Source organism: Paraburkholderia youngii (genome assembly GCF_013366925.1).
Lineage (GTDB): Bacteria > Pseudomonadota > Gammaproteobacteria > Burkholderiales > Burkholderiaceae > Paraburkholderia > Paraburkholderia youngii.
The window spans coordinates 393,577-418,082 of sequence record NZ_JAALDK010000003.1 but is presented as its reverse complement, the minus strand read 5'-3'; the positions used below and the strand labels follow the sequence as shown (position 1 = coordinate 418,082).

Here is a 24,506-nt window from a genome sequence, read left to right as displayed (position 1 = left end):
CCTGCATTTTGAGAAGGCGACTGACCAGAACGGCGAGCCCGAGACGATTACCGTGGACAAGAGCGGTGCGAATCTGGCTGCGCTCGAGGCTCTCAACGCCGGGCGCGACACGCCGATCAATCCGCCAGAACAAGTATCTGAACAACATCATCGAGCAGGACCACCGAGCGATCAAACGCATCATCAAACCGATGATGGGATTCAAGGACTTTCGCTGTGCCCGCATCATTCTGTCTGGCATCGAAGTGATGCATATGATCCGCAAGGGACAGATGCAAGACGATCGCGTCGCCCGAACGGTTGCCGGGCAGTTCTACTTGCTGGCTATGTAAGCAATCCTATGTACATCCACTCATTTGATCTGCCATCGTTATCGCGACAGAACCGCACTGTCTGTTGCGCCTGCGTCTTGAGCGGTACAAAGCGCATGTTCGGTCGCGTTATCGCCTCGCAGATTGCTTCGGCGTCGGCCGCGTCGGTCTTGTTGCTCTTTACGTAAGGCCGGACGAACTGCGGGGCGATCAGTCGAACGGTGTGTCCGAGCTTGGTGAGCTCACGGCCCCGGTAGTGCGACGAGGCGCACGCTTCCATGCCGATTACACACGGTTCGAGCGTAGCAAAATACCGAAGTACATTCGCGCGTCTGAGCTGTTTGCGCACAACGATTTCGCCTTGCGAATTCACTGCGTGAACCTGCATCACGCTCTTGGCCAGATCCAGTCCAACAGTCGCTATATTCATGATGAACGCTCCTTTGCCGTGGACGTCACGACTTTTCCACTTTGGCATAAACCGCTCGCTGGTTAGCGGGAGTCGTCCATCACATCAGAGCCAGAAGCACATGGTCATGACCGGGGCACCCCCCACCAAATCGAAACGGCCTCTATAGCCTCATCTCCGACGTTGTGCAACTGGTGACGCTCTCGAGGGGCGAATTGAACCGAGTCGCCTGCCTTCAACTCGATGCTCCGGCCGTCGACTACCGCACGACCATGTCCCCTGGAGAGATGCCAAAGTTCTGCCACGTCATGCGCTTCCGCAACGGTGGCGCAACCAGGAGCGACGCGAAATGACGCAAGCCGGAAAGGCGCCTTGGAATGTTCACTCGCCAAGCCATCGAACTCACGCATGGTCACACCGATAGCACAGGTGGTAACTGGGCCGCACGCAACCGTTCCATGTCGAATGCCGTCAATGTCTCCGAAGCGCGCGCTACCTTCGATTAAGACACGATCGCCCCTTGCGTCCAGTCCTAGCCGCCCACCGCTAGCTGAGGCTTGCAACGCACGCAGATTCGAGCGGCCCAAGCGCTCGGACCAGTACGGCTGAAGCTTGCAATGCGCGGACACACACACCTGATCCTCGTCGATGGAAATCGCTGGCGCGAAAAACCGCGACACGATGTCATATTCCGCGAGCGAACCGTTTGGATCGGTACGTGCGGTCAGCACGACGCCACGACATTCAAGGCCGTGAATTGCAGCGAGATCCGGCACAAAACGCGTGACGATAGACTCTTCCGCGACCACGGCAATCAGATCATCATAAGCACGCCGGCATTCGACCAGCGGCACACCAAGCGCGTCCGACACGGTGCGCGCCGTGGTCTTGTCAGCGGCGACGCTGAGAATGCGAGGGAAGCTCATGGTGATCGCATCGCCAGCGCGCGTAATAGCAAGCACGCCGCTCCTTGATCTGAATGTCAGCGCGTGGCCCGGCACTTTCCCTCGAGTAAAGAGCCAATGCGCCGCCGCGAGCGTCGCATGACCACACAGCTCAAGCTCGGCACTAGGCGTAAACCATCGTATGTCGAAGCACGCGAATTCGTCGTGGTCCGATGATGGTGCCACAAAGGCAGTGGTCGGCAGCTTCGCATAGTGAGCAGCCGCTTGCAATTGCTCGGCCGGAGGAAATTCACGCAAGATAACAACACCCGCGGGATTGCCACTAAAGCGGTCATCAGCAAATGCATTGACGACGTTAGGCGCCTTCTGCAGCTCCGGCGGCAACGACGCATGAGACATTCCGGCGAGATCTATCGTGGTGAAACCGTGCTTTCGAGTCATGAAATTTTCTCCGTCATCTCTTGCGATGGCTTCCGCGACGCCGCCAAGGTTTCGCCTGACCACGTGATAGCACCGCTCTGGGCGCCGACAATTATCTTGTCCGGTCGATTGACGATTGTGTTGGCCGGTGGTGCGGAGTCGAAGGCGGCGTAGCCGCCGGAGACGACGCACCACCGGCGGCGCCGGGATGATGGGGTCATAGGATGGCTGGTCGCGTTCAAGAAGAAGCGAACAGCCATGTCCGGAACCCGAATCACGGACCAGCAGGTCCGCCTCTATATGAGCAAGCGCAAACATCACACTCAGGAAGTCGCTGCTGCCAAGTCGGGCATGAGTTCGCGCACGGCACGGCGAATCGAACGCGATGGCCGGTTACCGTCGCAGAAGCCGCATCGCGATTGGCGCACTCGCCCCGATCCATTTGCCGAGGTCTGGGAGAGTGAAGTGCTGCCTCTGCTGCGCAGCGTCCCCGGGCTGAAGGCCATCACGCTGCTGGGCAAACTGCAGGAGACGCATCCGGGCGAGTTTCCTGACAGCATGCGGCGTACGCTGGAGCGACGCGTTAGCCAGTGGCGTGCCCTTGAGGGACCAGGCAAGGAAGTCTTCTTTCCCCAGGAGCATCTGCCTGGCGCACAGGGGCTGTCGGACTTCACCGATATGGGCGGCCTTGGTATCACGATCACCGGCGTGCCGTTCGCCCACCGGCTGTACCACTTTGTGCTCGCGTTCTCGCACTGGGAATACGCCTGTGTCGTCGATGGGGGCGAGAGCTTTGAAGCGCTCTCCCAAGGCTTGCAGAATGCATTGTGGCAGGCCGGCGGATGCCCACGGGAACACCGCACCGACAGTCTGTCGGCGGGGTTCAGGAATCTGCAGGAACAGGACGACTTCACGGTCCGCTATACCGCGCTGCTCGAGCATTACGGCATGGTCGGCACGCGCAACAACCGCGGCCGGGGCCACGAGAACGGCAGCGTGGAGTCATCGCATCGTCACCTGAAGGAGGCAATCGATCAGGCGTTGATGCTGCGGGGTCATCGCGACTTTGCAGAACGTGCTGCCTATGACGGGTTCGTTCGCGAAGTCGTCATGCGCCGTAACCGGCGCAATGCTGCTGGGTTCAACGTTGAGCGCGAGCATCTGCACGATCTGCCCGAGCGTCGCACGACCGACTTCGTCGAGGAAGAAGCGCGCGTGACCCGCTGTGGCACCTTTACCGTGCGCGGGATCCTCTACAGCGCACCATCGCGCCTGATCGGCCACCGCCTGCGGGTACGGCTCTATAACGACCGACTCGACTGCTATCTGTCCGGCGCACTGGTGCACAGCACCCAGCGGGGCTCGCGTGTGCCCTACGGCCGCGGTCGCGCCCTCGACTACCGACACTTCATCGATGCACTCAGACGTAAGCCGCAGGCCTTCAGGGGCCTGGCGTTTCGCGACGACCTGTTTCCTCGCGAAGCGTATCGCCGCACCTGGGAGCAGCTTGAGGCGAGACTGGCACAACGCGAAGCCTGCAAGCTCATGGTCGGGCTACTCGAGCTGGCCGCGTATCACGGCGTCGAGGCAATCCTTGCCGAACGGCTCGATGCGTTGCTCGCTGCCGGCAAGTTACCCGACCTGGAGCAGTTGCGTCACGAATTTGCACCGCGTCAGCCCCAGTGTCCTGAAGTGGTGGTTGCGACGCCATCGGCGGCACTCTACGACACGCTGCTCGATGACGAGGTGCCGGTATGAACACCGCTGCTACCTACGATGCCGCCCGTCTGGGGTTGATGCTCAATGAACTGCGGCTGCCGACCATCGGCCGGCTGTGGCCTGAATTTGCCCAGCGTTCCGACAAGGAAGGCTGGCAGGCCACGCGGCTACTTGGTGCGCTGCTCGAACACGAACTCGCCGAGCGTGTGAAACGGCGTATTGAGCGGCACCGCGTCGAATCGCATCTGGATCCGACCAAGACGCTCGATACCTTCAACTTCAGCATGGTGCCAATGGTCTCGAAGGCGCACGTCATGGCGCTGGCCAGCGGCGATTCGTGGCTGGAGAAAGGTGCCACGATCCTGTTGTTCGGGCCGCCCGGCGGCGGCAAGACACATCTCGGTTCCGCCATCGGCCACGCTCTGATCGACGCCGGTTACCGGGTGCTGTTCACGCGCACCAGCGAATTCGTGCAGAAGCTACAGGTTGCACGCCAGAGCCTGCAGTTGCCGTCGATGCTCGCGAAGCTCGATCACTTCGATCTGATCATCCTCGACGACCTCTCATACGTCCGTAAGGATCAGGCCGAAACCAGCGTGCTGTTCGAGCTGATCGCCGAGAGATATGAGCGGCGCAGCCTTCTGATCACAGCCAACCAGCCGTTCTCCGGCTGGAATGACGTCTTCCCCGACCCGGCCATGACCGTGGCCGCCATCGATCGCCTGGTCCATCACTCGACGATCTTCGAACTGAACGTCGAGAGCTACCGGCGTCGGAACGCCACCGACAACAAGGCTGCACGGCGGCGTCAACTACCGGATCCCGAGTCACAAGGAGCGACAACTATGACCTCTTGAACAGCGACAATTACCCCCGCTGACCGGACAAGATAATTGTCGTTCGGCCGGACTTCATGCTTGACGCTCTACACGCTCATTACACCGCAATCGAAGCGCTCCATACGGAGAATGGCGTTCAAGATTCGCGCACTGCGCCATGAGAGCAGACTGAGGTAGGGATCTGCGACCCCATACTGCGAGCGTGCGCCGTTTTGCAGATAGAGCCGACAGCCGGGCGGCCCATCCAGGACTACGGAAAAATCATCGCGTATCTCAAGCTCCGTATCTCCTAATGTGTTTTGCACAAACGACAGCCGGCTTCGTAAAGGCTCGAGTAACCGCGGCAGCAAGGATCTGTACCCTGTGCAGAGAATGACGACATCCGCATATGCGTGCATCACATTGCCGTTCACGCGGTCACGCACTGTCAACAGATAACCAGGCCCGTCGAGACTCATTGCCTCGACCGACGAATCGATCCGTATCTCGCAGGCGCCCGGCCTTGCCTTATGCGCCACTTCGCGCTCGTACAAGAGCTGATAGATTTCCCGAAGCGTCGAGGCGCTGACGCCATCGCCCGCCAGTTCCTGCCCCATCAGAAATCGTTCACGCGCCTCGCGTGAACACCGTTGGAACCACGTGCTGTGTTGGGGAAAGAACCATTCATTGACGAATGGGCTGTCTTCGAGGGCAAACAGATTTGGCCGACGCGACACCCACGTAATCGATGCCGGTTCTCCATGTGACCCGCGCAGTAGCGCGCTGACGACTTCGGCGCTGCTTTGGCCGCCGCCCACCACCGCCACGCTCCAACCTGAAAAATTCCGCTTTTCACTCAGGAATGCGCCGCTATGAAAAACGTTCTTTCCGCCAATCAGGCGTGCGAAGTCAGGAACGAACGGTTCCCGGCCCACACCGATGACGACCGTCTTCGTGCGCACCGTTTCTTCCTTGGCACGCACGCAAAATGAATCGCGATCTAGGGAAGGTCTGCAAAAGTCCTGGCGTTGACGTCTCGGTGGACTAACCTGGGAGAAGGCAGGTTTAAGGGGTACCTCGATGACACAGCTTGGTCTTGGTCTGGATCTTTCAACTAAACGCACGCGCAAGCGGGAATTTCTCGATGAGATGAGGCGCGTTGTGCCATGGTCGAGGTTGATTGCGTTGATCGAACCGCACTATCCAAGGGGTAAGACTGGAAGGCCGCCGTTTCCTATTGCGACGATGCCGCAGATCCACTTCATGCAGCAGTGGTTTGGTCTGTCAGACCCGGCGATGGAAGAGGCGCTTTATGACGTGCCGCTGTATCGTGAGTTTGCTGGGCTGGACGAGGGTATGACGCGTTTGCCGGACGAGAGCACGATTCTCCGGTTCCGTCACCTTCTCGAAACGCACGGCCTGGCTGCGCAGATGCTAACGCTGGTCAATGAGATCCTGAGCGAGAAAGGCTTGATGCTGAAGGTGGGGTCGGCGGTCGACGCTACCTTGATTTCCGCACCCACTTCGACGAAGAACGGCTCTGGTACACGGGACCCGGAAATGCACCAGACGAAGAAGGGAAATCAATGGTACTTCGGGATGAAAGCGCACGTCGGCGTGGACGCAGAGTCGGGCCTGGTCCACACGGTCATCGGCACAGCCGCCAACGTTCATGACATCAATGCGGCCGAAGCGCTGTTGCACGGCCAGGAAATGGATGTGTACGCTGACGCCGGATATCAGGGTATCGAAAAGCGCTGCCAGGTAAGCGCGGTTCGCTGGCATGTCGCGATGCGACCAGGCAGGCGCAGACAACTGGACCTAACCGATCGGCTGGACGCGATATTCGATCAGATTGAACGCCTGAAGGCCGGCATCCGCGCCAAGGTTGAACATCCGTTCCGCGTCCTCAAACAGCAGTTTGGCTATACGAAGACCCGGTACCGGGGGTTGATGAAGAACACCGCCCAGATCACGACACTATTTGCTCTGGGCAACCTGTGGATGGCACGCAAGGCTTTGTGGAACGCTTGAAACGCTCGCAGATTCAGGCCGCGAATCTCGGCAAACAGTGGTCGTCACGCTTCAAAAAGCCAGGCGACCAACCTGCCAGCAGACTCTCATGGCTGATACGACGCAAGTGGCAAACGGCCAACTCTCTGAAAACGAGTTGTGCAGACCTTCCTTAGCTTCTCGTCGGCGTCGTGATGGCTGCGAAGGCAGTCGAACGCGCCGCTGGGCCCCGGTTCACGCGCCGCATCGTCGTACTCTTCGGGGCCGAGCAGTTCAGGCGAGCGGCCGAAGTGCCGGGCGAAACAGGAAACCTGCAGCAGGTAGGACTTCTGGGTGTTGTCTGCGAGATTGCGGATCAGCATGTCGTGCTGCATGCGTTCGCGGAGCGGTGCCATGGTGGACCTCCAGGAAACGGTGGATGGCTGCCCGGTCGGGCATCCCCATGCTGCTCCTGGCCGCCTGCACGTCCGCTCGTCGTGGCCCGGCATCCGACAACCGTCCTGGCCGAACGCCAGCCACAGACCTCCGCTTCCCTCCCACTACCGCGTCAGCGGTTTTCGCGGATCGCAGTCATATTGGACCTCCAGCCGTGGGCCACGGGCGCGCGACCTCGCGCAGGTCCTCAAACGCGACCTTTGCATAGATCGCGGTACTGTCCGGTGAGCGGTGCTGCAAGACCTCGGCTATTTCTGCCATCGAGGCCCCGTGGCGAATCATCGTCGTCGTCAGACCGTGACGGAACAGATGTGCGGCGCCCCGGCACGCGGGGCGGAAACCGGCACGTGCGAAGGCCTGACAAACAATCTTGCCAATCGCCGCCGGCCGCGCCAAACCAACCCGAGGTGGCAATCTGCGAAGGAAGATGCGCCGCGATGCACTCGCTCCGCGACCATCGCGGAGATATGTTGCGATTGCTTCTCCGACCTCCGATGGCAGCGGGACGTGCTCGACCATCTGCCCCTTGCCATGAACGACGAGTTCCCCCGAACGCCAGTGAATGTCGTCGAGCTCGATTGCGACGATTTCTCCGGCACGTAAGCCAAGCCGCGCCAACAACAGCAGGATTGCGTAGTCACGAAGCCCAGTCGTGGTCGACTGGTCTGCCGATGCAATGAGAGCTTCTTGCTGCTCAGGCGTGAGGAACGTTGGCACAGTCGACCGTCGCCACTTACGAACCGAGGGCACTGACTCATACAGGTCACGGGCCGTATCGCCACGCAGAAAGAGGAAATGGCAGAACGAGCGAAGCGCAACTGCCATCAGCCGCGTGTACTCCGCCGATCGGCCTTTGCTGCGGGCAAGAAGATGATTCCGGATCGTTACCGCGTCGAATGCATCTGGCAATAAACTTCCGTCGCCGGCCGAGTGGCTGTCGAGAAAGTCGCGAATGAACGGGCCATAGACGAGCAGAGAGTTCTTCGCGAGTCCACGATCCTGCCTCAGATAGTCCAGGTATCGACCATAGATGTGCGCGATTGCGGATTGGCGGCCCGACGTCGGCGGGCACACAATGGCTTCGGCACGCAGATAGGCGAGAAACTGCCGTAGTGTGGGACGCGCACGCTGGACGCGGTCTCGTGATGCGTCGATCATGCGCTTCATAAAAACGAGCCGTGACAGACTCATCGAGATCAATCAGGTCGATGTTTCTGTTCTTCATCCACCCAGAGAGCGCACACAGGACTCTTCGTTTCTTGCGAAGCGATATCTCGGAGTAGTGTGCCGTCCGAAGACGATCAAGAAATGCATCGATGTGATGGGCCGGCAGCCCGCCGGACTCGCTGACTGTGCGTGTCGCATTCATCTGATCTCTCCTGGCCAGCCCGATAGCCAGCCTGAGAAATCATACGTTTATGCCGACACAGGGATCATGAAAGGCCATACCCACCGCCACGCGCATACATGACGCGGCATAATCGGGGAGTCGGCATAACGACTGTGAGAATTCGATCCGCCCGTTTGTAATGGGGCGCCGCGGCTGGCTGTTCTCGGACACGGTTGATGGCGCGACTGCGAGCGCCAATCTTTACTCTCTGCTCGAAACCTGCAAAGCCTGTCGAATCGACCCGTACCGCTACCTCCACTGGCTGTTCAGGCACATGGCGACCATGTGTAGACGACTACGACGCGCTTCTGCCCAGGAAAATGCCTGCTTCCCTGCGCTGAGCACACGCCACGCCTCTCTGCGATTCATGGCCCTCAACTCCACTCGCAGAGGGACGTCGATAATGGATCGCTTACGGATATTCCAGCCACTTGTCAACAGTGTTGAGCCGGAGTCCACGTACCAGGTCGGCATCGAACGACGCAACGGCAACTCCGGTAACGAGACGGCTGCGCAGGTACTGCGGCTCATCGCCATAGGAATCCTCGTCTGTCAGGCCAGCAACACGCGCGATCTCTTTTGCGTCAGACGGAGTGAAGCTCGCCCGTTCAATCAGCAGGCGTTCTATCTCTTCTGCCGTGCCGGTTTCGAACTTCACGGTCGCGTCGTCGGCTCCGTCCGGGTCGGTCTTCCCAATCGCTAGCTCCGCGTTGTGGCGGCGGTCAGCCCAAGGCCACGTTTCTATGCGCACCACCCAGCTGTCCGCGTCTTCGTAAAAGTTGTCTCCGTTGTCGTCCGACTCCAATCTGATGACCCTATCAGCTATGATTCCGGTCGAAAAATTTCTTCCACATCGCCTTTCCCTTCGATACTGAGCCTTAGTTACCTAGCAGGCTGTTGAATTTGGGTCCCGTGTAAACGGGGTTTGAGGGACGGGCGTTATGGATATCGTGTTCATGATCTTTGGCAGCGGATGCGATGCGCGGAATGGATGAGATGCAGGAACCCCTGTTCACGACGGTCAAGCTCGAGGACTTCGTCCCGGCAGATCACCCGTTGCGACCGGTCCGGTTGCTGGTGAATGATGCGTTGAACCGGCTCAACGGGCTGTTCAGCGTCATCTACGCGGACACCGGTCGTGCCTCGATTGCGCCTGAGAAGCTGATGCGGGCGCTGCTGTTGCAGGTGTTCTACTCGGTGCGCAGGCCGGCATTGCCGGTCTCGTGATACATGCGCACCCACCGTAATCGCGCGGCGATCTCTCGGTCCATCGCTTCATCTTAGTTGAAACGATGTCTATGAATTGCACACCTGAGGTCTGCTCAATAATCGAGTGTTGCGACGACCGGTTGAATCCGCCCTATATTCGTTGGTCCTGATGCCGTGATACGAGCTTTCCATTAATCGGAGAGTTGCACGGGTTGGAAGTCCTGTGTATTTGAGGTGACTTGTCACTGTCAACGACGCCCAACCCTTCGTTAGTGGATGCGATTAGCGCCTTAATGGACGCGATAGCAGCATCTACGGACTTCAACAGCTACTCATCGCGACCTCGGAATCTGATTGCGAAGCCTCCATGAACGCTCCCACAGTCGGCGTTCAGGCTACCAATGCCTAAAAAACCCTTGGCGGGGGCTCACGCTGGACAAGGCCTCAGCAACCCGGTTCAGATCCTGTTGCGTCGCGTTCAATGCATCCGCGTGCTTTGTGACCTGTTGAATGGGCTGTTGCAGTGCTGACCATTCGTAAATATGTTTGCTCTTATGAGCGTCGACAGTCTGCTGCAACTGGACGACCGTTGTTCCGATCTGCTGCCGTGATTGCTCAAGTTGCTCTTGGGCGATCCGGACATTTTCTAACGCTTCCGCGAGTTTGGCAGGAGAGTCCTGCGGCGCCGGTGACACGATCTTTGCGCCAATGTTAGAGGCGGTCACTGCCATCGCGAAAATAATCAGCCAGTTCACCACCCCGATAACGGTCCGGGGTCCTCGTTCATGGTTCCCTCCAGACTCGCGATGTCTACGTGAAGTTGTAGGCGTTCGAGGATCTGGTGTCCAATCAGCCAGGCTTGCTCGCAGTTCGAGTTGGCCAGCACGGACGAGAAGCCGCTCGACTGCCTGCGCGTCGACCCACTGTGTGCGATCGGAGATCTAGCGGAATCCAAGTGACAGGAGTTCGCGTTCCACATTGGCCAGGGATGTGAGCTTCTTCTTCAGCCAACCCCGCGACGCAATTTTCCCCCTCGGATGAACTTCTGTCTTCTCCCTTGCCAGTCGGACAAGGGAGGCAAGACAGACTTCCTGCGCGCCGCTCTAATGTCGCTTTCCAACCCTCGTCGTATTGAGCGAGCTTTAGCAGCGCCCCACGAGATCCGCAACGACTTCCGGACACGAGCCCATCTGTACATCAGGGCGCCCTTTCCGATCTAGGAACCAGCCATGAATAAATCCCGCGGCATCCTGGAGCATCATGTCCAATCGGGACGGCCGTCCGTCAAGCAGGTAACCGTTAAGCGCTTCGACCGCTTGGAACAGCTGCCCGAGTTCATCACAGGTGGCCTCGTTCGTTCAGACAGGATCCGCGAGTTTTTAAGTGGAATCGCTGAGGCAATCAGGCTGCCGATTTTATCGCTGGCAGCGTGGCGAAGTATGCTTCATCCAGTGTCTGGTCGGCCAGCCTGGCATCAGGCCGGTTCTGGTTATACCCGTTCAGGTAAGCGTGCGCATCTACGGCGATCGGCTCGACTGTTACCTGTCCGGCGTGCTGGTCCACAGCACCGCTCGGGACTCACGTGCGCACGAACCGCCACGCGCTCGATTACCGCCACTTCATTGACGCCCTGAAGCGCAAATCCCAGGCATTCAAGGGGCTCGCGTTTCGTGACGCACTGTTCCCGCGTGAGGCTTACCGCAGAACGTGGGAGCAACGCGATGCCCGCCTGTCACAACGCGACGCATGCAAGACGATGGTCAGCCTGCTTGAGCTCGCGGGCCTGCACGGCGTGGGGCCGTACTGGCAGGGAAGCTTCATGCGAACGACAACTACCCCGTTGGGCCGCAGTCGAATTCAATGCCCGCGATGGTGCGAGTTTTGAGATGCGGAGCGGTACGCGTTCGGACAAATCGCAGCAGGTTGCGCGGTGGCCATTCAGTGAGCCTGTGCACGAGGTAGACGTACGGCTCAAGGTCGCTGGCGCTGCATACGAGCACGACTTAGTCAACGGGGGCTGGCCATCTCCGTGTGCAGTGACGCATTTCCGCCAATCGGGCCGACGGTTGTAGGAAATGTTGGGTTGCGGACAAACAGAGGTGGCGCCGAGAATTCGGACAGTTCGTTGAGTGGAAAAGCAGGGGCGTGAGTCGGTCATAATGGGCGGCAACAAGGAACCAGAAGATGACGCAACGAAACGATACCGACGGACACACTCAGCAGCGTTCAAGGCAAAGGTGGCACTCGCGGCGCTCAAGGGCGACAAGACGCTGGCAGAGCTGGCCCAGCAGTTTGATGTCCATCCGAATCAGATCACGGACTGGAAGAAGCAACTGCAGGAGCGGGTTGCCGATGTGTTCGAAGCGGGCAACTCGGCGCCAGCGGCACCGCCAGTCGACGTGAAGGTACTGCACGCGAAGATCGGGCAGTTAACGCTGGAGAATGATTTTTTAGAAAGCGCGCTCAGCAAGGCCGGGATTGCTGGGCGTAAGGCGAGGATTGATCGTGGCGGCTGGTAGGCATCAGCCGGGCGAGCGCCTATTACCAATCGCGTGTGGCGCAGCGTCAAATATGAAGAGGTCTATCTGAAAGCCTATGACTCGGTCAGCCACGCCCGCAGCTCAATCGGCGATTACTTGAACGGGTATAACCAGAACCGGCCTGATGCCAGGCTGGCCGGCCAGACACTGGATGAAGCATACTTCGCCACGCTGCCAGCGATAAAATCGGCAGCCTGATTGCCTCAGCGATTCCACTTAAAAACTCGCGGATCCTGTCTGAACGAACGAGGCCACCTGTCGCGGCGTCTTCGCTGGCTTATTCATCTGCCGACTTGCAGTTTCCAAGACCGGCCACTCTACTTCCCGTTATCGCGACAGAACCTCACCGGTCGCCTCGCTTGCGATCAGCGGACACTGATCATACCCACTCGCATTCACTGATGGCATAAAAATTGCTCCAAGGTAGGCCGACGACGTAACCTACATACTCAAGGCCAAACATTCATGCAACAAAATTGTCACCATCTTTCTGATTCTAGTTTCCTACTGCACGTTGCTATCGGCTGCTGACAACCAAGGGAACGGAACCATGCCCCCCCCCTTTGCTCTTACCCCCTCAGACTTTCAGCGGGCTCTCACAGTTCGTTATCAATACTCGGATAAAATTGTCAATTTCGTCGATACCCCCCCTTTCTGGCTTTCGCCCGAGACCTTTGCCTACCGACGGACGACACATGGCGAGCGCCAGTTCATTAAATTCAATGTCAAAACTGGGAAGAAGCAACAGGCTTTCGATCATAGTCGCCTTGCCGAAGCATTAAGTAAGGCGGCCTCCTCCAATTTCCGAGGCACTTCGCTGCCCTTTGGCCGCTTCGAAATCGGACAAGACGGCAACCAGTTGCTGTTCTCCATTGATTCCGTTCAGTGGAGTTGTGATCTTTCAAGCTACATCTGCACTAGGATCTCTCAGGGCGAAATCTTGTCATTTCATAACGACTTCACGCCAACGGCTGAAAGCGATAGTCGAATAACAAGCGATTCACCGGACGGCAAGTGGAAAGCATATATCAAAAACTACAACGTCTTTCTAATGAGTAAGGACGGGTCAGTAAATGTACCGCTAAGTTCGGACGGGACAGAAGCGAACAATTACGTCTTCTCATCCCTAAAGTGGTCCCCTGACTCGCATCACCTCGCAGGTTACCGTGCAGCCGTCGGCCAACCGCGTCAAATCATGCTTGTCAATTCCTCAGCAACAAACCATCAAGCCAGGTATGAGCCATTAGCGTATCCCAAAGCGGGAGATATTCTTCCGCGACCGCAACCGGTACTATTCGACATAGTCAACAAGCGCACGGTCAATATCGACAATGCCTTGTTCCCGAATCCTTTTGTGCTTTCCCAAATTAATTGGTGGAAGGATGGGAGAGGCTTTACATTTGAGTACAACCAACGCGGCCATCAGCTCTACCGAGTAATCGAGGTGGAGGCAGCCACCGGCCGTACGCGCTCTTTGATCGATGAGGTCAGCTCCACGTTCGTCGATTATAGAGATTTAAGAAATAACCAAAGAAGTGCCGGAAAACACTTTCGTTACAATGTTAATGATGGAGAGGAAATTATCTGGGCATCCGAGCGCGATGGATTTGAACATCTGTACCTCTTTAATGGCCGTACCGGTGTTTTAGAAAACCAAATCACCAAAGGTGACTGGATTGTCCGCGGGGTGGCCCACATCGATCCAGTCAGAAGGGAAATCTGGTTTGAAGCAAGCGGAATGAATTTCGGTGAGGACCCATATTTCGTTCATGCCTACCGAATTGGCTTCGACGGAAAGGGGCTGACATCACTTACGCCAGAACCGGCCAATCATCACATCGAGTTTTCTCCGGACGGTAGATTCTACGTCGACCTCTGGTCGCGTATCGACCTTCCCCCACGCATGGCGCTTTTCCGGTCTAGCGACAACGCTAAACTGATGCAGATCGAGAGCACCGACATCTCCCAACTCGAATCTAATGGATGGAGAGCACCAATCAATTTTGTTGCCAAAGGGCGCGATGGTAAGACCGATATTTGGGGAATCATTCATCTACCAGATAGATTCGATCCACATCTGAAGTATCCTGTGGTGGAGCATATATATGCCGGCCCGCAAGGCTCTCACGTCCCAAAGTCATTCACAACCACAACAGAGCCCCTTACCCAGTTAGGTTTTATCGTTGTGCAAATCGACGGAATGGGCACTAACAACCGTTCACGCCTTTTCCATGACGTCGCGTGGAAGAATCTGAAAGATGCAGGCCATCCCGATCGCATTCTGTGGCATAAGGCGGCTGCCTCTGTATATCCCTGGTACGACATCTCGAATTTGGGAATCTTCGGTACATCAGCTGGCGGCCAGAACGCCATTAATGCACTGCTATTCCATTCGGACTTCTATAAGGTTGCGGTAGCCAACAGCGGCTGCTATGACAACCGTATGGACAAGATATGGTGGAACGAACAGTGGATGGGCTGGCCCGTCGGCATCGAATACTCACAGTCCTCCGCCATCGACAATGCCGACAATCTGCGCGGCAAACTTATGCTTGTCGTGGGCGAAATGGACCACAATGTCGATCCGGCCTCCACCTTTGCGCTCGCCGACAGTCTCATTAAGGCGGGAAAGGAATTCGAAATGGTCTATGTGCCTGGTGCTGATCATGGAGCCCCCGGTATCTTCACCGAGCGTAAGCTCATGGATTTCTTCGTTCGCAATGTTTTCGGGCAAGACCCGCCTAATTGGAATGCCACATCGACGCATTTTCCGTCGAGTTGATGATCCTTTATACTGATCGCCGTGACATTGAGTTCGTAGGATTTTTCTATAGTCACATTCAATCGTTTACGTTGGGCTCAGGACTGCTATTGTTTGCCTTCGTTGAATGCAAGCCCGCAAGATTCGTGTGGGAGACCGGCGCAGTGTCATCGCCGGTCGCTGAGCGTCGCCGTCGTTCAGGCGCTACGCCGAAAGCAGTGGGGTCAATGCCGTTGCGCGTTGGCGATCGTACTCGCTCTGGCGCTTGAAAAATTTCTCGCCTCAGCGGTCTTGGACCTGAGGATTGAAAGTGGCACGGCCATTGGGATGCCAACGAGATCATTCGCTTGTAGGGGTTATAAGCTGGAACCGCCGATTTTTCCGAAATCCTTCGATTCAATAGGTTAGCGGCTATTTTCGGGCGGCAAAGGCCTGATCCATATCCCTCGCACGCTGGATTTCGTCGCCGTGCAGGTACATCGATGTCGTCGCGATCGATGCATGGCGCAGGTTGTCGCGCACGCTGGTCAGTTTGGCCCCGCTAGCGAGTCGGGCCTGAATAATTCGTTTTCGGCGACGACGCCGTTCATGGTGTCGAAGCGGAAGCCGCGGAGCGGTTGAGCAATGCGACAAGTACAAGGACGTAAAAACGCCGCAGCTTTCTGAGGATCATGCGCAGGTTGTGGCCGGCACCACATAGCACTGCGTTGATCGCATCCCCGAGCGCGCCCTTGAGCCAGTTCCGGTCGAGTTTGCCGTCGGCCTTCATATGACCGATCGCTGGTTCAATCGCGCTGCGCCGCCGGATCATGGCGCGCAACGTGCGCGTGATGCCGCGTCGCAGGCCGGGATGGTAGACCTTCACCCCGTCTGGCTCAGCGCCCCGGTAACCACGGTCGACGATCGCGATTTCAGGTTTGACATCGCTGAGAATCGCTGCCTGCTCCAGCGCTTCTTCCAGCGTATGTCCATCGTACGGATTGCCCGGCATCGAGCGGGCACCCACCAACAGCCCTTCCCGGTGTGTCGTCGTGATCGACACCTTGACGCCAAACTCGTATGGCGTGCGCGCCTTACCCTTGGCCAGGCACTCGACTTCCGGCGCGTGCAGCGCATACAGCTTATTTTTGTCCTTCGTCTTCTGCGTCAGGATTCGCTTCGTGCGGGCAATCAGTTCCTGCAGCTCAGCTCGCCTGTTATCAACCACCGTGTCGAGTTGCCGTTGGACATCGCGCATGACGCGGCCGACACGCGAGCGCAGGGTGCGCACTGCCTTGCTCATCCGCCGGTACTGCTTCGCGTGCGCGTAGCGGCTGATCTGGGTGGCGGGCGTGGTGCTTCGCGGTTGTAGTTCTGACGCAGTTTCAGGCCGTGCCGCGCAGCTGCCTTCACGAGGTGTTCACGACAGCGCTCCAGCAGTCGCGAGTCAGTCGGATGTGCGATCGCCTTGGGCATCACGGTCGTATCAACGATTACGCGTTTCGCGCTCGACGCCTTGATCACTCCGGCACGCTTCGCCGCGTCGATCGTCTCGGCGAGCAACTCCTCGACACCGGCTTCTCCCAACCGTTTGCGCCATCGCGTGAGGCTGGACGGATCGATCGGCGGTTCGGCCTGCAAGTACGTCTCGCCCGTAAAAACCTGCCAGTACGGGTTCTAAACCCATTGCCACACAACATCCTCGTCCGAGAGGTCGAAGGCGTGCTGCAGATACAGCAGACCAGCGATCAGTCGAGGCGAACTCGCAGGTCTGCCTTTACCCGAAACGAAACTCGCGCTCATCGATGCACTGAGCCGCTCCCAATTGATCAGCTCGGCCAGCCGTACCAGTGGATGCTTGAGATTGATCTGTTCGCGCAGTGGATGCCGGAACAAATCCTTCTCCGTTACAGGCGCCTTCGGACCCATCTAAACCTCGTCAGAATTTGCAGGCTATACCCAGCAATATGCCAGGTCTCTGCAATTCCAACAACACGATTTCCGCCGGAAACCCCCAACGCTTAACAGGTTGCTGAAGTACCGCTGAAACACGTCATCGCGCAGAGTTCGTGAAGCGTTGATAGATGAACCACCACTTGCCCACTGGAGATCATGCGCGGCGCCGACACGTTCACCGAGAGTTTGTTTTCCGTACGCAAGCTCGACGACTTCGTGCCCAAGTCGCATCCGTTGCGTTCGATCCGCGTGATGGCGAACGAAGCGCTGGCGAAGATGGATCGACTGTTCGCGGGGATGTACGAAGCTGACATAAAGGGTGGACGGCCGAGCATCGCGCCAGAGAAGTTGCTGCGAGCCATGCTGATCCAGATCCTTTACAGCATCCGCTCGGAGCGCCAACTCATGGAGCAGGTGCAGTACAACCTGCTGTTTCGCTGGTTCATCGGCCTGGCCATGGATGACGAGGTGTGGGTGCCCACGGTCTTCACGAAGAACCGGGAGCGTCTGATCAAGCACGATGCCGTGATCGAATTCTTCAACGCCGTAGTGGCCATCGCCGAGAAGAAGTGCCTGCTCTCGGGGGAGCATTTCAGCGTGGACGGCACGTTGATCCAGGCGTGGGCCGGACACAAGAGCTTCGTACGCAAGAACGGTGACGATCAGGACAACGATGGTAGCGGCGCGGGCGACTTCAAGGGCGAGAAACGCAGCAACGAGACACATCAGTCGAGGACCGATCCAGATGCGCAGCTCTATCGCAAAGGCAAAACGGCCAGCGAATTGCGGTACAGGGGCCATACGCTGACCGATAACCGGCACGGCCTGGTGGTCAATGCGCGCGTGACACGCGCCGACGGGCATGCAGAGCGTGAAGCCGCCAAGATCATGATCCACGACGCGCGGCAAGCGGCAGAGGATCCGAACGTAGAAATTACGTTGGGTGCAGACAAGGGTTACAACGCTCAGGAATTCATCGAGGCGTGCCAACAGATGAAGGTCACACCGCACGTTGCGCAAAACGCCTCGGGGCGACGTTCGGCAGTGCCCGATACGATTGCCTCGAGCGCGGGCTACGCCATTTCGCAGCAAAAGCGGAAGTTGATCGAACAAGGTTTCGGCTGGGCCAAGACCGTAGGGCGCATGCGCCAGGTGATGGTGCGCGGCTTGAAGAAGGTGGACCAGATGTTCGTGTTGAACATGACGGCCTATAACCTCGTGCGCATGCGATCCCTGGCACAAATCCGCCCATAGTGGCTGGAAAAGGCGGCAATGAGGCCAGAAGCCGGCCTCACAGTGCTTTAAAAAGGTTGATGCGCGTTGAAATTGCACAATGCGAAAGATTTAGCGACGGTGGGCGCTCAAATCGTGGAAGGCCGATTCCGGGCGGGGGTATTTCCGCATCCTGCTAGTCGTCATCCCGCTTGCGCAAAATATCCGAGACGGTCTGCCGGCAGTTCGGCTTGTCAGGGGCTGACGGATGCTGCACGACTCAGTGCGGCCGAGACCTAGGCACACACTTTGGGAGCCCGGGTCGCGCGAAGAACCAGATACCCACTGAGCTAGACTTGACCTATCGCTTGTACCGCCGAGACATGACATGTTCGATAGACAGACGCACCGAGGCTTCAGCATCACGGTGACAGCGCGCGACGACGTACGCGGCGGCTCCAATGTCACCCTGCTTGTCGAGCGCATCTTTTCCCACCGGGACGACGTGCGCACCGGCGCGCCGCTCGCAAAACCGGAGCATTACCACTCGGTGCACCCCGCAACTGCGGCCGTCGGCGAAGCCATGCGACGAGTCAGACGGCTAATTGACGAGGCACTCGGTGAACGCGATCCGCTGGAAGGCGAGTAATTTTCAATTCGCAACTCTCCAGCCAGGTCTGCAGCGCGCCTTGCCCGGATTTTAAATCTGACCAAGCCAAACGACTGGCTCGCCCTTTCGGCAAGCCGGACAAAATCGATCGCTGCGAGGCGTGAAACCACGGCGGACACCCCTACGGCAACGATTTCCGTCCCGCTCCGTCTTCGTCGACGGAAATCGCCATGTTGAACGAAACGAGGGCCCCAAAGTGAGGGTCTCGACAATAAATGAGATTTCCCCGCTTAATCCACTCGCGTTTGAAACGCGAGTTGGCCAAGACGCCTCAAGGCGGTGGCCGGCCCGTCGAATTCGCCATGCTCAAAGAAAAGCATTTACCGGCACTGGGGCAGGCTGAGAAGGTTGTCCGCAGTGGTCACGTCGTGCCCCGTCCTGAGGAATTTTTGGCCTTGCGGGGTTTGCCAGACGAGCACATCAGCAGTCTGGCCACCTCGGACAACATAGAAGCTCCACCTACCCGTCTCAATCCCGTTAATAGCGTCTTTCTCGCTGATCTTCCACCGGCTCCCGTCGGGGTTCTTTCCGCCGATATGCGAAATGGCCTCGTGCCTACTCTGCTTTTTTGTCTTCCTGATGCAGAGAACCTGAATACGCTGCGCCATAAAACCCTCGCTCTTTATGATGGAGCTTGATATTGCACAATCCATCATATTAAGGAATTTCACGTTTACCCGTGATTTATGCGATATGTATTGGCGCAGATCAAACGGATCTAGATTTACTAAAACACAAGTTATTTCAATCCTTCCGAGAAATAAGACTTGAAAGCCGACCCGCGAGGCTCGCCAACCGATTTCTCCGGAGCCACCGAATCGGTGGTGTCGACGATTCGGGTCATTTTCACCGGGGGTCGTGAAACGCGCCCCAATTGCAGGGCTGATGAAAGATTATTTCGAACAGCGCCGTCGTCGACCGCGCGCACTATCGGATCGGATGCTCGCGACGCCCCGGCCTATTCGGTTGATGCCGCATTGCAAAAAGGGATTGTCAAAGTGATGCACCCTTTGATGCGGTATGACCACCTGGTCGCACTGCATGGGAGTAACGAGCGACTATGTTTTCTACGAACGTGAAGGAAACCTATCTGGAGGGATTTGCGCAGTTTCCAGATGGCTAAAGCGGACCCGCATCGAACGGGCTTCTGTCAGTTTTGTCAGTGCCGCGGGGGTGCGTGCAGAGAAAAACGCAGCCCGAAACGGCCTGGCCGCGCCGTCCAAAACCGACGATCCGTCGGTTATGCGTCGGCAAGAGCAACGCCTCCGACACGGTTGGCGCCGGCCATCGAGGAGCCGCTCGAGTTAGAGCCCCCAGGGGTGAGTTCAATTCACACGTTTTCGTCGGCGTCAAGGCGTCGCATCGTCTCGCCGCAATTCCATGGTAGTTTGCGGTTTCCTCGACTACAGGAAAAGCATGCAGCAGAGTCAGATTGGGAAAAGCGCGCCGACGCTATCCAAAGGAGTGAAAAATGCGCGAAGTTAATATCAACCCGTTGCCGCCCAACCTGCGCGGAAGTCGATTTAAGCCACTGACCGCGCCCATTTTCCTAGGTATTGGAGCCCGCCGACCCGCGAGGAATTCGCGCTGGCGCTGGCGCTATTCGATGAGCTCGATCCCGAGTCGCAGGAGTGGTACGGCGGCGCAGCCTTCGTCGAGCGGATGCGCGCAAAATTGCGCTGATTGGCCCGTGGCGGAAACCTTGGGGGTGTGCCCAATTTAGGCATACCCCCTGCATCGGGTTTCGAGGTAACTGATGATCAGTTACGTAACCCGCCAGAAAAGCCTTCGGTCACCGGCAAACCCTCGCCAGATAAGGAGGGTAACCGAAAAAAACAGGGTAACCGGAGAGGGAAAAGAAAGGGTCGCGGAGGGTGACTGGCGGAAACCGTCGAGGTGGGGATGCGGCGTTTCACGCCTCCTTTGCGGTGTTGCGAGACAGCGTCACGTGCACGCTGATAGCCGATCCGCCGCGAACCGAAGCCGCCGGTGCAGACGCCATTTCTGGCCTGTGCACCGCGATCGCGGCTTTATCGGCCTGACTCCTTTACGTCCGCGGTATTTAGCGCCGCAGACTAGACGGCGCGGCGCTGACCGATACGGGAAACTCCCGTAATTGGAAACAAGGAGAGGCATTTATTGGGCACTCGGGCAGGCTGAGAAGATCGTCCGCAGTGGTCAAGTCGCGCCCGGTCCTGAGGAATTTGTGGCCTTGCGGGGTTTGCCAGACGAGCACATCAGCAGTCTGGCCATCTCCGCCAACATAGAAATTCCACTTACCCGTCTCAATCCCCTTAACCGCGTCTTTTTCGCTGATCTTCCACCGACTCCCGTCGGCATTCTTTCCGCCGATATGCGAAATGGCCTCGTGCCTACTCTCCTTATTTGTCTTGCTGATGCAGAAAACCTCAATACGCATTGCCATAAAACCTCCAATCTTTATGATGGAGTTTGATATTGTATGATCAATGATATGGAACTGCAGGTGCAACCGAGGTTTACTTGATATGCGTTAGCGTGCATCAAACATAGCCGCATGAACGAAAAGAAAAATGATTTTCAATGCTTTCTGCAAAATCAGATTTTAAATACGGAATAGTCAGCACGATGCTGACGAGGCTGGTACACCGGGAACTGTTGCACCGTGCGGCATCGAAACTCGGTCGCGATCAGCTGTCGATGACTTGCCCGCCCGGGACCTCGCCGACCGTTCTGTCCGTTGCACCCTTCCAGATTTCGCGCATATTCGTGTGCGCCGAAAAAGCTTCGCTGAGCGCGGCGTGGAGGTGGCGGATGAACGCTAGTCGCGGAAGCCGTTTAAATCATCCTACATTACCTGAGCAGTGCACAGACAACCATCTACGGGAGTTGGTTATGGCTCCGGGTAAGAAAGACGCGTCACTGGCAAGCAAGCAGCTGTCGAACAAGTAGAGCACGCCGGCACAGAAATCCGTTGCCGGTTCGGATCTGAGTCAGGCCAAAAAAAGCCTAGCCCAGCACCATCGAAAAGGAAGTGACAAGAACGGCATCCTATGACCCCTGGCCTGACCCGCCAGGCTTTTCATGCAGATTCTCCAATGGATGGGCGCTGGGGGGATCGAGCCGGACGCGCGCTGCGGTTAAGATTTCAAAAGGAAGGCCGTAATAAGCAAAAAGAAGTGACGCATACACGGCCTAGACTCATGCGATCCACAACAATAGAAGAAGTCGCGACATCGATATCTAGGGAAGGTCTGCACAACTCGTGTTCAGAGAGTTGGCCGTTTGCCACTTGCGTCGTATCAGCCATGAGAGTCTGCTGGCAGGTTGGTCGCCTGGCTTTTTGAAGCGTGACGACCACTGTTTGCCGAGATTCGCGGCCTGAATCTGCGAGCGTTTCAAGCGTTCCACAAAGCCTTGCGTGCCATCCACAGGTTGCCCAGAGCAAATAGTGTCGTGATCTGGGCGGTGTTCTTCATCAACCCCCGGTACCGGGTCTTCGTATAGCCAAACTGCTGTTTGAGGACGCGGAACGGATGTTCAACCTTGGCGCGGATGCCGGCCTTCAGGCGTTCAATCTGATCGAATATCGCGTCCAGCCGATCGGTTAGGTCCAGTTGTCTGCGCCTGCCTGGTCGCATCGCGACATGCCAGCGAACCGCGCTTACCTGGCAGCGCTTTTCGATACCCTGATATCCGGCGTCAGCGTACACATCCATTTCCTGGCCGTGCAACAGCGCTTCGGCCGCATTGATGTCATGAACGTTGGCGGCTGTGCCGATGACCGTGTGGACCAGGCCCGACTCTGCGTCCACGCCGACGTGCGCTTTCATCCCGAAGTACCATTGATTTCCCTTCTTCGTCTGGTGCATTTCCGGGTCCCGTGTACCAGAGCCGTTCTTCGTCGAAGTGGGTGCGGAAATCAAGGTAGCGTCGACCGCCGACCCCACCTTCAGCATCAAGCCTTTCTCGCTCAGGATCTCATTGACCAGCGTTAGCATCTGCGCAGCCAGGCCGTGCGTTTCGAGAAGGTGACGGAACCGGAGAATCGTGCTCTCGTCCGGCAAACGCGTCATACCCTCGTCCAGCCCAGCAAATTCACGATACAGCGGCACGTCATAAAGCGCCTCTTCCATCGCCGGGTCTGACAGACCAAACCACTGCTGCATGAAGTGGATCTGCAGCATCGTCGCAATAGGAAACGGCGGCCTTCCAGTCTTACCCCTTGGATAGTGCGGTTCGATCAACGCAATCAACCTCGACCATGGCACAACGCGCCTCATCTCATCGAGAAATTCCCGCTTGCGCGTGCGTTTCGTTGAAAGATCCAGACCAAGACCAAGCTGTGTCATCGAGGTACCCCTTAAACCTGCCTTCTCCCAGGTTAGTCCACCGAGACGTCAACGCCAGGACTTTTGCAGACCTTCCCTAGTCAAGGCATTCAACATCGGCAACAAGAATCTATGGTCCTCCCCGTTTTTGCAACGCTGATTCCGATTTTGTGGTTGGCTTGCGTGAATCTATTCGGCGTCTTGAAGGGGATCACTCCCCGCGCCACGATGAGAGTCGCGCCCGACGAACCTCAGAACGATGGCGGCTTCATATGAGCCCATTCTTGTTTCGGGTTCCTCGTCGGGCCACTGTGCCGTTCACGTCATCAGGTGTCAGCGGTCGCAAAACCAGTTGGGTAACTTGTTTGGTGCTGTGTGAAACTCGCTATGCGGGCATGGCTGCAGCCCCAGCGTTAAAACTCGTCTTGCGCGCTGCGATCGCCCATGCGATTCGCGCGAATTTGTTGGCCAATGCGCAGGCCACAACATTGGAGTGTCGTCGCGCGAGCATTTGCCGCGTCCACGTGACCAATGGGCCTGAATTCTTGTCAATTCTCTGCATGAACACTCTCGCGCATTGAACCAGCAGCCGGCGGAGATTCTTGTCGCCTCTTTTACTGATGCCCAGAAGGTTCGCTCGGCCTCCTGTACTGTATTGACGCGGAACCAGACCTATCGAGGCCGCGAAATCACGGCTGCGGGCGTATTGTTTGCCATCGCCCATCTCTGCTGTAAGGACGCTAGCGGTGATCGGGCCGACCCCAGGGATCGTCAACAGACGCCGGCCGAGGTCGTCGTCGGCGAGTTGCTGTGCAATTTCCCTGTCGAGCTCCGCGATCTGTTGCGCAAGATACTTGTAGTGGGTATGTAAGCGTTCGAGAATGGTAACCAGACGCGGTGGCAATGAGTGTTCAGCGAGCAGGGCCGGGAGTCGCCTGACGACCGCGTTGCCAATCGGCAGGCTGATGCCGAACTCAAGCAGGAAGGCATGTAACTGGTTCGTTGTGCATACGCGATCGCGAATCAGTGAATCGCGTACCCGGTGTAGTGCGGACAGCGTCTGCTGCGATTCCGTCCTCGGAGTAACAAATCGCATGGCCGGCCGTGAGGCAGCTTCGCAGATTGCCTCGGCGTCAACAAAATCGTTCTTGTTTGATTTTACGAATGGGCGAACGAACTGCGGTGAGATGAGCTTGATCTGGTGCCCGAAGGTTGCAAGTTTGCGTGCCATGAAGTGGGCGCCGGCGCAGGCTTCCATAACTACCGTGCAAGCGTGAAAGTTACTTAGAAATTCGATCAGCTGCTGTCGCGATACCTTCTTGCGGAACACAGCCTTACCAGACTTGTCCTGGCCGTGTAGGTGAAACGAACGTTTGCCGAGATCGATTCCAATGACTGTTACGTCTTGCATGGCATTGCCTCCGGTTGAACGAGCCGATACAGCGTAAC

Annotated in this window: 18 protein-coding genes and 7 pseudogenes; 12 read left to right on the top strand and 13 right to left on the bottom strand. The window is 57.5% G+C overall.

The features are described from left to right. Positions 1 to 4 precede the first annotated feature (4 nt). Positions 5 to 332: pseudogene (locus G5S42_RS40490) on the top strand (DDE-type integrase/transposase/recombinase); the annotation flags it as partial. A gap of 55 nt (positions 333 to 387) precedes the next feature. On the opposite strand, the pseudogene G5S42_RS40485 reads toward G5S42_RS40490, so the two are convergent. Further along, positions 388 to 741: pseudogene (locus G5S42_RS40485) on the bottom strand (IS110 family transposase); the annotation flags it as partial. Positions 742 to 845: 104 nt separating this feature from the next. Next, on the bottom strand, positions 846 to 2,066 hold the full coding sequence (locus tag G5S42_RS40480; RefSeq protein ID WP_176112278.1) for a PhzF family phenazine biosynthesis isomerase: 1,221 nt from the start codon (positions 2,064 to 2,066) through the stop codon (positions 846 to 848). A gap of 237 nt (positions 2,067 to 2,303) precedes the next feature. Between G5S42_RS40480 and istA the strand changes: the two genes are divergently transcribed. Both istA and istB read left to right on the top strand, forming a co-directional pair. Next, positions 2,304 to 3,803 carry an IS21 family transposase gene (istA, locus tag G5S42_RS40475; RefSeq protein ID WP_176112277.1) on the top strand — a complete coding sequence of 500 codons (1,500 nt, stop codon included), beginning with the start codon at positions 2,304 to 2,306 and terminating at the stop codon, positions 3,801 to 3,803. After that, positions 3,800 to 4,621, top strand: coding sequence for an IS21-like element helper ATPase IstB (gene istB / locus G5S42_RS40470; RefSeq protein ID WP_176112276.1), 822 nt, complete (start codon positions 3,800 to 3,802; stop codon positions 4,619 to 4,621). Before istA ends, istB begins: the two co-directional genes overlap by 4 nt. 68 nt (positions 4,622 to 4,689) lie before the next feature. Here the strand turns inward: istB and G5S42_RS40465 are convergent, their stop codons facing one another. Continuing rightward, entirely contained in the window at positions 4,690 to 5,565 is an 876-nt protein-coding gene (locus tag G5S42_RS40465) for a SidA/IucD/PvdA family monooxygenase (RefSeq protein ID WP_312883718.1), read from the bottom strand. Positions 5,566 to 5,662: 97 nt separating this feature from the next. Here G5S42_RS40465 and G5S42_RS40460 point away from each other — a divergent pair, with 97 nt between their 5' ends. Beyond that, positions 5,663 to 6,616, top strand: coding sequence for an IS5 family transposase (locus G5S42_RS40460; RefSeq protein WP_176112274.1), 954 nt, complete (start codon positions 5,663 to 5,665; stop codon positions 6,614 to 6,616). 86 nt (positions 6,617 to 6,702) lie between these two features. On the opposite strand, the gene G5S42_RS44825 is transcribed toward G5S42_RS40460, so the two are convergent. Continuing rightward, a complete protein-coding gene (locus tag G5S42_RS44825; RefSeq protein WP_246392508.1) occupies positions 6,703 to 6,990 on the bottom strand; it encodes a hypothetical protein in 288 nt (95 codons plus the stop codon). 175 nt (positions 6,991 to 7,165) lie between these two features. Continuing rightward, complete coding sequence (locus G5S42_RS40450) at positions 7,166 to 8,197, bottom strand: site-specific integrase (protein WP_246392506.1); 1,032 nt, start codon at positions 8,195 to 8,197, stop codon at positions 7,166 to 7,168. Positions 8,198 to 8,541: 344 nt separating this feature from the next. Between G5S42_RS40450 and G5S42_RS40445 the strand changes: the two are divergent. Continuing rightward, a pseudogene (locus tag G5S42_RS40445) lies at positions 8,542 to 8,761 on the top strand (transposase domain-containing protein); the annotation flags it as partial. A 71-nt stretch (positions 8,762 to 8,832) separates the two neighbouring features. On the opposite strand, the gene G5S42_RS40440 reads toward G5S42_RS40445, so the two are convergent. Then, positions 8,833 to 9,078, bottom strand: a complete 246-nt coding sequence (locus tag G5S42_RS40440; protein WP_176112273.1) for a hypothetical protein — start codon at positions 9,076 to 9,078, stop codon at positions 8,833 to 8,835. Between the two features lie 329 nt (positions 9,079 to 9,407). Between G5S42_RS40440 and G5S42_RS40435 the strand changes: the two are divergent. Further along, positions 9,408 to 9,623 (top strand): annotated as a pseudogene (locus tag G5S42_RS40435) (transposase); the annotation flags it as partial. Positions 9,624 to 10,024: 401 nt separating this feature from the next. On the opposite strand, the gene G5S42_RS40430 reads toward G5S42_RS40435, so the two are convergent. Both G5S42_RS40430 and G5S42_RS40425 read right to left on the bottom strand, forming a co-directional pair. Next, positions 10,025 to 10,384 carry a hypothetical protein gene (locus G5S42_RS40430; RefSeq protein ID WP_176112272.1) on the bottom strand — a complete coding sequence of 120 codons (360 nt, stop codon included), beginning with the start codon at positions 10,382 to 10,384 and terminating at the stop codon, positions 10,025 to 10,027. Positions 10,385 to 11,030: 646 nt separating this feature from the next. Next, the gene (locus tag G5S42_RS40425) at positions 11,031 to 11,192 is read right to left on the bottom strand and encodes a hypothetical protein (RefSeq protein WP_176112028.1); all 162 of its coding nucleotides are present in this window, start codon (positions 11,190 to 11,192) and stop codon (positions 11,031 to 11,033) included. Here G5S42_RS40425 and G5S42_RS40420 point away from each other — a divergent pair. From G5S42_RS40420 to G5S42_RS40410, 4 genes and pseudogenes are all read left to right on the top strand, one after another. Beyond that, a pseudogene (locus G5S42_RS40420) lies at positions 11,139 to 11,453 on the top strand (IS21 family transposase); the annotation flags it as partial. The gene G5S42_RS40425 and the pseudogene G5S42_RS40420 overlap by 54 nt on opposite strands. A 335-nt stretch (positions 11,454 to 11,788) precedes the next feature. Continuing rightward, positions 11,789 to 12,136: pseudogene (locus tag G5S42_RS44820) on the top strand (transposase); the annotation flags it as partial. Positions 12,137 to 12,181: 45 nt separating this feature from the next. Beyond that, positions 12,182 to 12,367 (top strand): integrase core domain-containing protein, encoded by a 186-nt coding sequence (locus G5S42_RS44815; protein WP_312883717.1) that lies wholly within the window; start codon positions 12,182 to 12,184, stop codon positions 12,365 to 12,367. Between the two features lie 352 nt (positions 12,368 to 12,719). Beyond that, a complete protein-coding gene (locus G5S42_RS40410; protein WP_246392504.1) occupies positions 12,720 to 14,951 on the top strand; it encodes a S9 family peptidase in 2,232 nt (743 codons plus the stop codon). Between the two features lie 565 nt (positions 14,952 to 15,516). Here the strand turns inward: G5S42_RS40410 and G5S42_RS40405 are convergent. Continuing rightward, positions 15,517 to 16,838: pseudogene (locus tag G5S42_RS40405) on the bottom strand (IS5 family transposase). 183 nt (positions 16,839 to 17,021) lie between these two features. On the opposite strand from G5S42_RS40405, the gene G5S42_RS40400 reads away from it, so the two are divergent. Next, on the top strand, positions 17,022 to 18,119 hold the full coding sequence (locus G5S42_RS40400; protein ID WP_176112271.1) for an IS5 family transposase: 1,098 nt from the start codon (positions 17,022 to 17,024) through the stop codon (positions 18,117 to 18,119). A 346-nt stretch (positions 18,120 to 18,465) separates the two neighbouring features. Continuing rightward, on the top strand, positions 18,466 to 18,726 hold the full coding sequence (locus G5S42_RS40395) for a hypothetical protein (protein ID WP_013094604.1): 261 nt from the start codon (positions 18,466 to 18,468) through the stop codon (positions 18,724 to 18,726). Positions 18,727 to 19,067: 341 nt separating this feature from the next. Here the strand turns inward: G5S42_RS40395 and G5S42_RS40390 are convergent, their stop codons facing one another. From G5S42_RS40390 to G5S42_RS40375, 4 genes are all read right to left on the bottom strand, one after another. After that, positions 19,068 to 19,355, bottom strand: a complete 288-nt coding sequence (locus tag G5S42_RS40390; RefSeq protein WP_176112508.1) for a DUF3892 domain-containing protein — start codon at positions 19,353 to 19,355, stop codon at positions 19,068 to 19,070. 1,454 nt (positions 19,356 to 20,809) lie between these two features. Continuing rightward, complete coding sequence (locus tag G5S42_RS40385) at positions 20,810 to 21,172, bottom strand: DUF3892 domain-containing protein (RefSeq protein WP_176112270.1); 363 nt, start codon at positions 21,170 to 21,172, stop codon at positions 20,810 to 20,812. A 952-nt stretch (positions 21,173 to 22,124) separates the two neighbouring features. Continuing rightward, positions 22,125 to 23,078, bottom strand: a complete 954-nt coding sequence (locus G5S42_RS40380) for an IS5 family transposase (protein WP_176112269.1) — start codon at positions 23,076 to 23,078, stop codon at positions 22,125 to 22,127. Between the two features lie 364 nt (positions 23,079 to 23,442). Continuing rightward, positions 23,443 to 24,468, bottom strand: coding sequence for an IS110 family RNA-guided transposase (locus G5S42_RS40375; RefSeq protein ID WP_176112155.1), 1,026 nt, complete (start codon positions 24,466 to 24,468; stop codon positions 23,443 to 23,445). Positions 24,469 to 24,506: the final 38 nt, after the last annotated feature.

Coding starts and splice junctions, on each gene's coding strand:
- istB (WP_176112276.1), top strand. CDS start 3,800: ATGAACACCGCTGCTACCTACGATGCCGCCCGTCTGGGGTTGATGCTC.
- G5S42_RS40410 (WP_246392504.1), top strand. CDS start 12,720: ATGCCCCCCCCCTTTGCTCTTACCCCCTCAGACTTTCAGCGGGCTCTC.
- G5S42_RS40385 (WP_176112270.1), bottom strand. CDS start 21,172: ATGGCAATGCGTATTGAGGTTTTCTGCATCAGCAAGACAAATAAGGAG.
- G5S42_RS40480 (WP_176112278.1), bottom strand. CDS start 2,066: ATGACTCGAAAGCACGGTTTCACCACGATAGATCTCGCCGGAATGTCT.
- G5S42_RS40390 (WP_176112508.1), bottom strand. CDS start 19,355: ATGGCGCAGCGTATTCAGGTTCTCTGCATCAGGAAGACAAAAAAGCAG.
- istA (WP_176112277.1), top strand. CDS start 2,304: ATGTCCGGAACCCGAATCACGGACCAGCAGGTCCGCCTCTATATGAGC.
- G5S42_RS44825 (WP_246392508.1), bottom strand. CDS start 6,990: ATGGCACCGCTCCGCGAACGCATGCAGCACGACATGCTGATCCGCAAT.
- G5S42_RS40400 (WP_176112271.1), top strand. CDS start 17,022: ATGCGCGGCGCCGACACGTTCACCGAGAGTTTGTTTTCCGTACGCAAG.
- G5S42_RS40450 (WP_246392506.1), bottom strand. CDS start 8,197: ATGAAGCGCATGATCGACGCATCACGAGACCGCGTCCAGCGTGCGCGT.
- G5S42_RS40460 (WP_176112274.1), top strand. CDS start 5,663: ATGACACAGCTTGGTCTTGGTCTGGATCTTTCAACTAAACGCACGCGC.
- G5S42_RS40375 (WP_176112155.1), bottom strand. CDS start 24,468: ATGCAAGACGTAACAGTCATTGGAATCGATCTCGGCAAACGTTCGTTT.
- G5S42_RS40395 (WP_013094604.1), top strand. CDS start 18,466: ATGTTCGATAGACAGACGCACCGAGGCTTCAGCATCACGGTGACAGCG.
- G5S42_RS40380 (WP_176112269.1), bottom strand. CDS start 23,078: ATGACACAGCTTGGTCTTGGTCTGGATCTTTCAACGAAACGCACGCGC.